The 11,736-nt window shown below is 62.7% G+C and carries 9 protein-coding genes; 5 read left to right on the top strand and 4 right to left on the bottom strand.

Annotated features, from left to right (window positions below):
• Window positions 1-91: 91 nt before the first annotated feature.
• The 5 genes from SJY08_RS05655 to SJY08_RS05635 all read left to right on the top strand — a co-directional run bounded on the left by SJY08_RS05655 (window position 92) and on the right by SJY08_RS05635 (window position 5,438).
• Window positions 92-625 carry a GNAT family N-acetyltransferase gene (locus SJY08_RS05655; protein WP_377274968.1) on the top strand — a complete coding sequence of 178 codons (534 nt, stop codon included), beginning with the start codon at window positions 92-94 and terminating at the stop codon, window positions 623-625.
• A 168-nt stretch (window positions 626-793) separates the two neighbouring features.
• On the top strand, window positions 794-2,905 hold the full coding sequence (locus tag SJY08_RS05650; protein ID WP_377274967.1) for a DEAD/DEAH box helicase: 2,112 nt from the start codon (window positions 794-796) through the stop codon (window positions 2,903-2,905).
• Window positions 2,906-3,048: 143 nt separating this feature from the next.
• Complete coding sequence (locus SJY08_RS05645) at window positions 3,049-3,918, top strand: TIGR02587 family membrane protein (protein WP_300888456.1); 870 nt, start codon at window positions 3,049-3,051, stop codon at window positions 3,916-3,918.
• 11 nt (window positions 3,919-3,929) lie between these two features.
• Window positions 3,930-4,340 carry a hypothetical protein gene (locus SJY08_RS05640; protein ID WP_300888455.1) on the top strand — a complete coding sequence of 137 codons (411 nt, stop codon included), beginning with the start codon at window positions 3,930-3,932 and terminating at the stop codon, window positions 4,338-4,340.
• 249 nt (window positions 4,341-4,589) lie between these two features.
• Window positions 4,590-5,438 carry a GGDEF domain-containing protein gene (locus SJY08_RS05635; protein WP_069041128.1) on the top strand — a complete coding sequence of 283 codons (849 nt, stop codon included), beginning with the start codon at window positions 4,590-4,592 and terminating at the stop codon, window positions 5,436-5,438.
• A 2-nt stretch (window positions 5,439-5,440) separates the two neighbouring features.
• Here the strand turns inward: SJY08_RS05635 and ligA are convergent, their stop codons facing one another.
• From ligA to recN, 4 genes are all read right to left on the bottom strand, one after another.
• Window positions 5,441-7,597 (bottom strand): NAD-dependent DNA ligase LigA, encoded by a 2,157-nt coding sequence (gene ligA, locus SJY08_RS05630; protein ID WP_377274966.1) that lies wholly within the window; start codon window positions 7,595-7,597, stop codon window positions 5,441-5,443.
• A gap of 63 nt (window positions 7,598-7,660) precedes the next feature.
• A complete protein-coding gene (locus SJY08_RS05625; protein ID WP_377274965.1) occupies window positions 7,661-8,473 on the bottom strand; it encodes an endonuclease/exonuclease/phosphatase family protein in 813 nt (270 codons plus the stop codon).
• 76 nt (window positions 8,474-8,549) lie between these two features.
• Window positions 8,550-9,998, bottom strand: a complete 1,449-nt coding sequence (locus SJY08_RS05620; protein ID WP_054151687.1) for a phosphatidylserine/phosphatidylglycerophosphate/cardiolipin synthase family protein — start codon at window positions 9,996-9,998, stop codon at window positions 8,550-8,552.
• Between the two features lie 58 nt (window positions 9,999-10,056).
• The gene (recN, locus tag SJY08_RS05615; RefSeq protein WP_377274964.1) at window positions 10,057-11,730 is read right to left on the bottom strand and encodes a DNA repair protein RecN; all 1,674 of its coding nucleotides are present in this window, start codon (window positions 11,728-11,730) and stop codon (window positions 10,057-10,059) included.
• Window positions 11,731-11,736: the final 6 nt, after the last annotated feature.

Genomic DNA, 11,736 nt, shown 5'->3' with positions numbered 1-11,736 from the left:
AGGTCGCGTCTGTAGAACCTACTTATCCCGAACGCCCTGCGGTTGAGCAGGCGTCCGGTTCGCTCTCCCGCCCACGACATGGAGAGCAAGAATGCCGCAATCACATCCCGTCGCTTCCCGCGAGGAGCATCCCTGGCCAGAAGGCCTGATGATCCGTGCGCGATCTCAAGTAGACGCCGCCGCGATCGCCGACCTGCACAATCTGCCAGGCTACCGCTGGGGCACCATGCGCCTCCCCTATCACAGCGTCGAGGAAATCAGGCGCGGCATAGAACAGCAGTCCGGCGATGCCCGATACCTCGTGGCCTTATTCGACGGCACGGTGGTCGGCGATATCGGTTTGTCGCTGGCAAAAGGCAGGCGTGCCCATGTCGCAACGCTCGGCATGGGCGTGCATGACGACTTCACCCGACGCGGGATCGGGCGCGCGCTCCTCGGCGAAGCCGTCGGCATCGCCGATGACTGGCTGAACCTGCGACGCCTTGAACTGACCGTTTATGCGGACAATTGCGCCGCGATCGCCCTCTATGAGAGCTTCGGCTTCACCGTGGAAGGGAGGATGGCGGACTACGCTTTTCGCGGCGGAGCCTATGTCGAGGCCTTGGCCATGGCGCGGCTTCGCTGATGACGTGTCCGGGTGGTGCGAGGCCTATGGTTCACCATAGCGCAGCGTTTTCGTTCCCTGCCCCTCGACTTTCTGGGTCGAGACGGGTAGGAACAGCGCCAACATACCCGCAATCGGCGGGCGCGGTGCTTTGGCCCGCATCATCCATCACATTCGAAAGACCACTCCATGACTGATTTCGACGCCATCGTTCCGGCGATCGCTGAGGCCTTGCGCAAGCGCGGCTACGATACCCTGACACCCGTGCAGCAGGCCATGATCGACCCCGAGCTGGAAGGTCGCGACGCGCTCGTCTCCGCCCAGACGGGCTCCGGCAAGACGGTTGCCTTCGGTCTCGCCATGGCCCCGACGCTGCTGCCGGAAGGCGGTCGTTTCGAGCGCGCCGGCGCACCGCTGGCTCTCGCAATCGCACCGACCCGAGAACTGGCCATGCAGGTCATGCGCGAACTGGAGTGGCTCTTTGCCGAGACCGGCGCAATCATCGGTTCCTGCGTCGGCGGCATGGACATTCGCAATGAGCGCCGCGCTCTAGAGCGCGGTGCCCATATCATCGTCGGCACACCGGGACGCCTGCGCGACCACATTACCCGCCGCGCGCTCGATCTGTCCCAGATGCGCGTCGTCGTGCTCGACGAAGCCGACGAGATGCTCGATCTCGGCTTCCGCGAAGACCTCGAATTCATCCTGGAAGAATTGCCCGACGATCGACGCACGCTGATGTTCTCGGCAACCGTGCCGCGCTCGATCGCAGACCTCGCCAAGAGCTACCAGCGCGACGCACGCCGCATCGAGGCCGTGTCCGAACAGAAGCAGCATGTCGACATCGAGTATCGTGCGCTCGCCGTCGCCAATCCCGATCGCGAGAATGCCATCATCAACGTGCTGCGCTTCTATGAAGCCCGCAACGCCATTGTCTTCTGCTCCACCCGTGCTGCCGTCAACCACCTGACCGCACGCTTGCACAACCGCGGCTTTTCGGTCGTGGCGCTGTCAGGCGAGCTTTCGCAGAATGAACGCACCCATGCGCTGCAGGCCATGCGCGATGGCCGTGCGCGCGTCTGCATCGCGACCGATGTTGCCGCCCGCGGCATCGACCTGCCGGGCCTCGAGCTCGTCATCCATGCGGACCTGCCGACCAATTCCGAAACCCTTTTGCACCGTTCTGGCCGCACAGGCCGCGCCGGCAACAAGGGCGTCTCGGCGCTGATCGTGCCGAACAGTGCCCGTCGCAAGGCCGAGCGCCTGCTTGGCGGCGCCAATGTTCGCCCGACCTGGGCGCTTCCGCCCTCCGCCGACGAAGTTCAGGCCCGCGACGATGAACGCCTGATGGGCGATCCCATGCTGACGGAAGTGATCACCGAAGACGAAGCACCGATGATCGCATCGCTGATCGCGACCCACGGCGCCGAACAGGTGGCCGCCGCCTTCCTGCGTTTGCAGCGCGGCAAGCGTTCGGCACCCGAAGATCTGATCCCCGTCAGCCTAGAAGCCGGCAAGGCGCGCAAGGAGCCGGACTATGCCAACCCGGCCAACTCGGCGACCAAGCCGCGTGGCGATTTTGGCGCCAGCGTCTGGTTCTCCGTTTCCGTCGGCCGCCGCCAGAATGCCGAGCCGCGCTGGCTGATCCCGATGCTCTGCCGCAACGGCAACATCACCAAGAACGAGATCGGCGCGATCAAGATGCAGCCGGAGGAAACCTTCGTCGAGATCGCTGAGAGCGCGCTCGACACGTTCCTGGGCGCGCTTGGCCCGAACAAGGCGCTTGAGCGCGGCATTACGCTGTCACAGCTCCCAGGCATGCCGGACTTCAACGCGGCTCCGAAGGAGCGCGCCCCCCGCCCACCGCGCGAGGAAGGAGATCGCAAGCCCTTTGGCGACAAGAAGCCTTATGGTGACAAGAAGCCCTACGGCGAGAAGAAGGCCTATGGCGACAAGGCACCCTATGGTGAAAAGAAGCCGTTCGGCGACAAGAAGCCCTACGCCCGCAAGGACGACGGCCCTGCCCGGCCACCGCGCGACGCCATGGCGGTGACGGACTCGGAAGTCTGGGGCGACGCGCCGAAGCCTAAGCGTCCCGACTGGAGCGACGACAAGCCCGGTTTCAAGAAGAAGCCGAAGGGTGCGTCGAATTCCTGGGACAAGCCTGCCAAGCCCGACTGGGCCGGCAAGCCGAAGGGCGACAAGCCCGCCTTCGCCGGCGCCGGCAAGCCCAAGGGCAAGTTCGACGACCGTGGCCCATCGGCAGGCCCCAAGAAAAAGACCTTCAAGCCGAAGGGCTGATCGGCCCCTGGCCGCAGGACGTGTACATGCAACGCTCCTGCCAGACATGAACCGGTTGCCTCACGGCAGCCGGTCAACCTCCCGCCGGACGGAACAACCACCCCCATTTGCGCATTCCCTGCGCGGCAAGGGACGGTGGAACAATGGCAGAAGTCGCGAACGAAACTCACGAATCGGCACGGATAAGCCGGTTTCTCGTCGGCCTTGCACGCGGGCTTGCCGGTGCCCTTCTCTTCTCCATCCCCATGCTGATGACCATGGAGATGTGGTTCCTCGGCTTCTACATGGACCGAGAGCGGCTTCTTCTGCTGCTGGTCCTCAACCTGCCTCTCCTCGTCGGACTTTCCCACCGTATCGGCTTCGAGCGGACCGCCACATGGCGCGAATCGGCCCGCGACGCGATCGTTGCCTATGGCATGGGCGTCGCCGCCAGTGCGCTGATCCTCGTACTGCTCGGGGTGATTAAGCTCGATATGGCGCCGCGCGAATGGGTCGGCATGGTGGCGCTACAGGCAGTACCGGCAAGCATCGGTGCATTGCTCGGCCGAAGCCAGCTCAGCATGCAGGACGAGGATGCCGATGACGAGCAGGACGGTGCCGATCCAAGCCAGGAGGCCAATACCGGCTACCTCACCGAGCTCTTCATGATGGCCGTGGGTGCACTTTTCCTGTCGCTCAATCTGGCCCCGACAGAGGAGATGATCCTTCTCGCCTACAAAATGACCATCTGGCATGCGCTTGCCCTCATGGCACTGTCGATGATGCTGATGCATGGCTTCGTTTATGCGCTCGCCTTCAAGGGCGGCCACAGTCTTCAGGAGGAAACGCCGGTCTGGCATGCCTTTGTCAGGTTCACCATCCCCGGTTACGTTGTCGCCCTCGCCGTCAGCCTCTACAGCCTCTGGACCTTCGGTCGGCTGGATGACCTCGGCATGGCAGAGGCCCTTCTGACGCTGGTCGTGCTCGGCTTTCCGGCAGCGATCGGCGCGGCCGCCGCCAGACTTATTCTTTAAGGAGGCCCGCCATGACCCGTGACAATGCCAGCAAAGCGACCGACCCCATCCGCCCGCATTGGGTGGAATGGCTCACCGGCCTTGCGGCAACCACCATTGTCGTGGCAGTGATCGGCTGGATGGCATTCGAAGCGATGACGAGCGACGATCGCCCACCGGAGCTTGCCGTCCAGATCCTCGCCATTGATCCCCAGCCCTCCGGCTGGCGCGTCATGATCGAGGTGCGCAATTCAGGTGATCAGGCGGCCGCTGCAGTGGACATAAAGGCGTCCCTCCTCGACGGACCTGAGCTGGTCGAGGAAGCGGGAATGACCTTCGACTACGTCGCTGCCGGGTCGACTTCCCGGGGCGGCCTGCTCTTCGTCAACAATCCGTCTCTCCATCAGCTGCAGGTTGTCCCATCCGGCTTCACTGAGCCGTGAACGTCTCGGATCGGCACGCGGCCATATGCAATCCAGGGTTTTGGATTCATCGAACCTTAATTTTTAGGGGATTAATACTAGTATAAATGAAAATGAACTCTTTACGGCCAGGGTTGCATTCGGCACCTTGACGCTAGGCGGTCGCAATGTTTGCGAGCAAACATATTTCATGACAGCAGACGGCGGCAGATAAGCTCTCGCGTCGACTGATCGATTTTCGTTTCAAGTCATTCTGTATGGTCAAAACCTATGTTGAAGCAACGGATTGAAGCGTGGGTCATCCGCGATATTGGGCTCACAGAATTCGACAACTGGGATGCGGTAATCCGCTTTGCAACCAGACTGTCGATCCGTAATTCCATCATCGCCTGCTTCATGGTCGCAGGCATCTTGCTTGTCCTGCATGCCTTCGATGTCTTGCTCAACCCGCTGTTGCGCGATCTGGCAATCGGCTGCGGCATCGCCATGATTGTATCCTTCGTCCTGACGATGCTCTGCTCGCTCTACATGGGCTATGCGGTCATTCACCTCGCCAGAACACGGCTCGAGTTCCGCCAGTTGAGCCGAACCGACATGCTGTCCGGCCTTCTCAATCGCCGCGCCTTCATCGATGATCTCTCTCAGGTTGAGCGCGGGCATCTGCTGATCCTGGACATCGACCGTTTCAAGCAGATCAACGATCGCTATGGCCATCTGGCCGGCGACGACGTGATTGTCTCGGTTGCAAGAACGCTGTGCGAAATCACCGGACCCGCCCATCTCGTCGCGCGTATCGGCGGGGAAGAGTTCGCCATCCTCTTTCGGGATGCCGAGTTTGCCGATGTCATCGCGATGGCGGAAAAGCTACGGCGAAACATTGCCAACCGTCTGGTCGAGTCCATGCACCAGTCGATCGCCGTCACCATATCCGGCGGCTTGGCCGACATCACACCGCTTCGCGATTTCACGGCCGTCTACGCCGCAGCCGATCAGGCGCTTTATCTCGCGAAGTCGTCCGGCCGCAACAGGATCGTGCTCGAACGCGATCTGCCGCGCACGCCCTATCAGCCTGAACCCGTTCGGCTCGACCTTGCGGAAACGGCGATTACCGCAGCCTGACCTCAGCCGCCGATCAGCGCCAACCACTCGTCTTCGGTCATCACCTGGACGCCGAGCTCACGGGCCTTGTCGAGCTTGGAGCCGGCACCCGGCCCTGCAACCACATAATCCGTCTTCTTCGACACGGAGCCCGCAACCTTGGCTCCGAGCCCTTCTGCTCGGGCCTTCGCCTCGTCACGCGTGAAGCGCTCCAGCGATCCGGTGAAGACGACGGTCTTGCCAGCCACGGGACTGTCGCTTGCGACCGGCGCCTCGGCGTCCACGGGCATCACTTCGCTCAAAAGGCGCTGCACGACTTCCAGATTGCGCGGCTCCTTGAAGAACTCGACGATCGAGGCGGCGACCACCTCGCCGATCCCATCGATGCTGTTCAACTCGTTCCAGGCGTCGCCAAACTTTGGCCCGGCCGCCTGCATGGCTTCCGCAAAGGCAGCGTAGCTGCCATAGGAGCGCGCCAGAAGCTTCGCCGTGGTCTCGCCGACATGGCGGATGCCGAGCGCGAAGATCAAGCGGTGGAGCGCTATCTCGCGCCGGGCATCGATCGCCTCGAACAGCTTGCGCACGCTGACACGACCAAACCCATCGATGTTTTCGAGTTTCGTCAGCGACTGGTCCTGACGTGCCTTCAGCGTGAAGATGTCGGGCGCCGTGCGGATCATCAGCGCCGGATCGTCGCTTTCGAAGAAGAAGTCGACCTGCTTAGTCCCGAGCCCTTCGATGTCGAAAGCATTGCGTGAGACGAAATGCTTGATGTGCTCAACAGCCTGCGCACGGCAGACGAAACCGCCGGTGCAGCGCGTGACAGAATCAAGCTTGCCCGTCTTCTCGTTCTTCTCCCGCACAGCATGGCTGCCACAGACCGGGCAGGTCTTCGGAAAGACATACGGCGCCGAGTCTTCTGGCCGCTTTTCCAGCACCACGTCGAGCACCTGCGGGATAACGTCGCCGGCGCGCTGGACGATCACGGTATCGCCGATACGAATGTCATGGTCGTCAGGCCGGATGCGGTCGCCGGAATTGCCGATGCCCTTGATGTAGTCCTCGTTATGCAGCGTCGCGTTGGTCACGACGACGCCTCCGACGGTGATCGGCGTCAGACGCGCGACAGGCGTCAGCGCACCCGTGCGGCCCACCTGGATGTCGATGGCTTCGACCGTGGTGAAGGCCTGCTCCGCCGGGAACTTGTGAGCCGTCGCCCAGCGCGGCGATCGGGACCGAAAACCGAGGCGCGCCTGAAGATCGAGCCGGTCGACCTTGTAGACGACACCGTCGATATCGTAGTCGAGATCTGGACGCTGCAGCCCGATCTCGCGGTAATGGTCGAGTATGGACGAAATCGACGTCAGCCGCTGCGTCAGCGGATTGATGGGGAAACCCCAGCGGCCGAAGACCTGCACCATCTCCCATTGCGTCTCGGCCGGCATCTGGCTCATCTCGCCCCAGGCATAGGCAAAGAAGCGTAGCTTGCGGCTCGCCGTCACCTTCGGATCGAGTTGACGCAGTGAACCGGAAGCCGTGTTGCGTGGATTGACATAGGTCTGCCGGCCCTCCGCCTCCATCTGCGCGTTGAGCGCCAGGAAGTCCGACTTCGCCATATAGACTTCGCCGCGCACCTCAACGACATCGGGCGCATCCGCCGGGAGCTCGGTCGGGATTTCCTTGATCGTCAGGATATTGGCGGTGACGTTTTCGCCCGTCGTCCCGTCACCGCGGGTCGCGGCCGTCACCAGTTTACGGTTCTCGTAGCGCAGCGACATGGAGAGCCCGTCGATCTTCGGTTCGGCGGTAAAGGCAATGGAATTGTCCGGCAACTGACCGAGGAAGCGGTAGACGGAAGACACGAAGTCCTGGACGTCCTCATCCGAAAAGGTGTTGTCGAGCGACAGCATCGGGCGGGCATGAACGACCTGCGCGAAGATGCCGGCAGGGGCCGCACCGACACGCTGCGAGGGACTATCGGTCCGCACCAGCTGCGGAAACTGCGCTTCGATCGCATCATTGCGCCGCTTCAGCGCGTCATAATCCGCGTCCGAAATCTCCGGCTTATCCTTGCCATGATAAAGCGCGTCATGATGGGCAATCTCGCTTGCCAGCCGTTGCAATTCGGCCTTCGCCTGTTCCTCGGTCAAGGTCTCGACAGGAATGGTCTCAAAAGCCATGGCAACCTCCGCATTTCTTCAGTCGGGTTTAGCGGAAAATCGGCGAATGAAAAGAGCGTGCGCTCACTCCTCCACCTTGCTGAGATCGAGCCTTGCCGTCAGCGGCAGATGATCGGAAGCAAGGCGAGCAAGAGGTGTATCATGGGCCGTCAGATCGGCGATCAGGCCAGACCGGTTCGCCATGATCCGGTCGAGCGAGAGAACCGGCAGACGAGCGGGAAAACTCGGGATTGGTGGCGGTAACGGCCCAAAAACCGGCTCAAGCCGTGTGAGCGCCGAGCCGGGCCCCAGCCGCCACTCGTTGAAATCCCCCATCAAGAGCGTGGCCCGCTCGGCGCGGTTCTGCAAGAGATCGAGAATGACATCCGCCTGCTGGCGGCGCGCCCAGCGCAACAATCCGAGATGCGCCGCAATCACACGCAGCCCGGCCCGGCCTTCAATATCGATTTCGGCCACCAGAGCGCCCCGCGGCTCAAGACCGGGCAGTGCCACCTGATGCACGTCACGCACAATCCCTTCGCGAAACAGCAGCACATTGCCCCGCCATCCATGCGACTTCGGCCCGGTTAATACCGGTACCGGCAGAAGGCCAGTCTCCAGCCGCAGCCGATTGAGATCGAGAAGCCCGGAGCGCTCGCCGAAACGCTGGTCTGCCTCCTGCAGCGCGATCACGTCCGGACCGATTTCCCTGATAACGTCGATGATGCGTTCGGGATCAAATCGGCCGTCAGTGCCGACGCATTTGTGCACATTGTAGGAAGCGACGGTCAGCGCACCATCGACCTGTGCCTGGACCACCCGCTCCGCTGGACGCCATCTGCGATTGCGAATGGATGTCACCATCGTGCGGGCGAGGCTCGGCTTGGTCTTCTTCATCACACCTGTTGCATCCGTCGTCGGTTGGGCCGGGGGCCGGTTGCGGTTGAGGCCACGCACTAAACGCCGTCCTCGATCAAAGATAGGGCGATCCGAGCCAGAACAAGCGATCAATCATCCGATTGGGCAGAGATCGTGTGCGGAGTGTATCAAGAGTGACCTGCCCGGCGCTGGACAGCCTGAGATCGATCCGGTCTTCGATCTGCGCGGCAAGGTCACGATCATAGACCTCGAGATCGATCTCGAAATTCAATCGCAGCGAACGCGAATCGAGATTGGACGAGCCAATGAAACACCATTGCCGATCGATGACCATCAGCTTCGAATGATCGAATGGACCATCCGCCAGATGCACCCGGCACCCTTCGCGCAGGATCTGGTCGAACTGCCCCATCATTGCACGCGCAACGATCGCCAGATTGTTCTGCGAGGGCACGATCACGTCCACCTGAACGCCCCGACGGGCAGCCGTGTTCAGTGCCGCAATAAATGTCGTGTCGGGCAGAAAGTATGGAGAGACGATCCGGATCGACCGTTCGGCCACGGAAAACGCGCCGAGCAGAAGCCGATGATTCGTCTCGATATGGGTGTCAGGGCCGGATACCACCGCCCGAACAGCGGTCCCTGCCCCCGGCACCGCGTCATCGAGCCGGACGCCCCATTCCGGCCCCAGCAGCACTTCGCCGGTCTCGAAGTGCCAGTCTTCGGCAGCAACCGCCAGAATGTCGGCGACAACAGGTCCGGTCACCCGAAAATGGGTGTCGCGCGCGCCATCCGGCCCGGTAAACCCCGCACGGATATTCATGCCGCCGACAAAAGCTGTGGTCCCGTCCGTCACCAGGATTTTCCGGTGCGTCCGCAGATTGGCGTAAGGCAGCCGCAGGCCCATGATGACCTGCCCGTTGAAGACGGCGACCGGAACGCCCCCCTCTTCGAGATAGCCGATGATGCTGGGTACGCTGTAACGCGCACCGACGGCATCGACGATCACCCGGACGGCGACACCACGCTGATGCGCGGCGATCAGGCAGTCGGCCACGCGTCGGCCGACGACATCGCGATCGAAGATGTAGGTTTCGAGGATGATGCTGTGTTGCGCGGCTTCGATTGCCTGGCACATGGCATCGAAGGTCTCCTCCCCGGTCGAGAGCATCGCGATGTGGTTGCCCGACGACAGAGGATGCCGGGTTACCCTGTCACCGAGCAGTTTCATCGGTCCGAATCGATCACCGAACTGGGCGGCCACGGTTTCGCGGTCGATGCTGTAGAGCGAAAGGCTGCGCCAGATCTCGTCGAGTTCGAGCGCGCGTCTGGAGATCAGCGTTGCGCGACGGATGCGGTTGATGCCCGCGACCGCGTAGATCATTGCGCCCACCAGCGGCGACAGGATGATGATGCCGACCCAGCCAAGCGCCGAGCGCACCTCGCGTTTCGTCATCGCCGCATGGGTGGCCGCCACCGTGCCGAAAACGACGGACAGAACGGCAAGGGTTTCGGCCCAGTAGATCTGGATCAGGTCCATCATGATGCGGCAACGAAACAGGTTTCAGGGTGGAAGGCAACCACGGCCGGATGGATGTGGCTCACTCGCCGGCGGCAAGCAGTTTGGCGGCTGCCGCCCGCGCCTCATCGGTGACGGAAGCGCCGGCAAGCATGCGGGCGATCTCTTCCTTCCGATGCTCCGGCTCCATGATGGCAACCCGGGTCGCGATCTTGTCCCCCGCATCACCGGTCGGTCCCTTGGAGATGAGGAAATGCGCAGAAGCGCGAGCCGCAACCTGCGGCGCATGGGTGACGGACAGCACCTGAACCTTGGCAGACAGGCGCTTCAGCCGCTGGCCGATGGCATCGGCCACCGCACCGCCGACACCCGTGTCGATCTCGTCGAAGACGAGTGTTGGCGCGGAGCCTCGATCCGCAAGCGCCACCTTGAGTGCCAGCAGGAAGCGGGAGAGCTCACCGCCTGAGGCAACCTTCATGATCGGGCCGGGTCGCGTGCCGGGGTTGGTCTGAACGTGGAACTCGACCGTGTCGATACCGTCCGCGGTCGCGTTCTCGGCGTCGGCTGAGACCTCGACCATGAAGCGCGCACGCTCAAGCTTCAACGCCGGCAGTTCCTGCATGACGGCATCGGCAAGCGCCTGAGCGGCGTTCTGCCGTTTGCCGGACAGTTGCAGCGCCAGATGGTCGTAATGCGCCCGGGTTTCGAGGACGGCTGCCTCCAACTGGCCAAGCCGCTCTTCTCCGGCATCGAGATCGGCGAGATCGGCCACCATCTTTTCGGCAAGTGCCGGGAGATCTGCCACGGCAACCGAATATTTCCGGCCCGCCGCGCGAAGCGCAAACAGACGCTCCTCGACGCGCTCCAGCTCGCGCGGATCGAACTCCGTGCGGCGCAAGGCGGCTTCGACTTCCATCTGCGCTGCAGACAGCGTGTCGAGGGCCGTGCCAAGCAGCTGCACGGTTTCTTCCAGCAGTCCGGGAGCCTCATGGCTCTTGCGCTCCAGTCGGCGCATCAGGGATGCGATATGCGGTACTGGCGAGGCATTGCCATTCAGGAATTCGGAGGCCTCGGCGATATCACCGGCGATGCGTTCGGATTTCTGCATGGCGGAGCGCCGCTCGGCGAGCTCGTCCTCCTCGCCATCAAGCGGCGAGAGACCCTCCAGCTCCTCGACGGAGGCCCGCAGGTAATCGGCTTCGCGTGCGGCCGCCTCAACCTTCGCCTTGTGGGTCTTGTAGGCCCGCTCGGCCTCACGCCAGCGGCGATAGCTGTCCCCGAGTTCAAGCGCTTCGTCGGTCAGACCGGCAAAGGCGTCGAGCAGCATGCGGTGGGCGTTCGTGTCGATCAGCGCACGATCGTCGTGCTGGCCATGGATCTCGACCAGCAACTGGCCGACCTGGCGCATCAGCTGCACGCTGACAGGCTGATCATTGATATAGGCACGGGTGCGGCCATCGGCGGATTGCACGCGGCGGAAGATGAGGTCGCCGTCGTCATCGACGCCATTCCCCTTCAGCAGTGTCCGGGCCGGATGGCTACCGCCAACATCGAAGACGGCAGTGACCTGCCCCTTGTCCTCGCCATGGCGCACGAGCGAACCGTCGCCGCGGCCACCAAGGGCCAGCGAGAGGCTGTCGAGAAGAATGGATTTTCCGGCCCCGGTTTCCCCTGTCAGCACGGATAGACCGGTCTCGAAGGCAAGATCCAGCCGCTCGATCAGAACGATATCGCGGATCGACAGCTGGACCAGCATAGGCTC

The organism is Rhizobium sp. R86522, from assembly GCF_042466255.1.
Lineage (GTDB): Bacteria > Pseudomonadota > Alphaproteobacteria > Rhizobiales > Rhizobiaceae > Allorhizobium.
This window is presented reverse-complemented; position numbering and strand designations above follow the sequence as displayed.

Excerpts from the sequence above, each read along its gene's own strand:
- SJY08_RS05655 (WP_377274968.1), top strand. The coding sequence starts at position 92 with ATGCCGCAATCACATCCCGTCGCTTCCCGCGAGGAGCATCCCTGGCCA.
- SJY08_RS05650 (WP_377274967.1), top strand. The coding sequence starts at position 794 with ATGACTGATTTCGACGCCATCGTTCCGGCGATCGCTGAGGCCTTGCGC.
- SJY08_RS05645 (WP_300888456.1), top strand. The coding sequence starts at position 3,049 with ATGGCAGAAGTCGCGAACGAAACTCACGAATCGGCACGGATAAGCCGG.
- SJY08_RS05640 (WP_300888455.1), top strand. The coding sequence starts at position 3,930 with ATGACCCGTGACAATGCCAGCAAAGCGACCGACCCCATCCGCCCGCAT.
- SJY08_RS05635 (WP_069041128.1), top strand. The coding sequence starts at position 4,590 with ATGTTGAAGCAACGGATTGAAGCGTGGGTCATCCGCGATATTGGGCTC.
- ligA (WP_377274966.1), bottom strand. The coding sequence starts at position 7,597 with ATGGCTTTTGAGACCATTCCTGTCGAGACCTTGACCGAGGAACAGGCG.
- SJY08_RS05625 (WP_377274965.1), bottom strand. The coding sequence starts at position 8,473 with ATGAAGAAGACCAAGCCGAGCCTCGCCCGCACGATGGTGACATCCATT.
- SJY08_RS05620 (WP_054151687.1), bottom strand. The coding sequence starts at position 9,998 with ATGATGGACCTGATCCAGATCTACTGGGCCGAAACCCTTGCCGTTCTG.
- recN (WP_377274964.1), bottom strand. The coding sequence starts at position 11,730 with ATGCTGGTCCAGCTGTCGATCCGCGATATCGTTCTGATCGAGCGGCTG.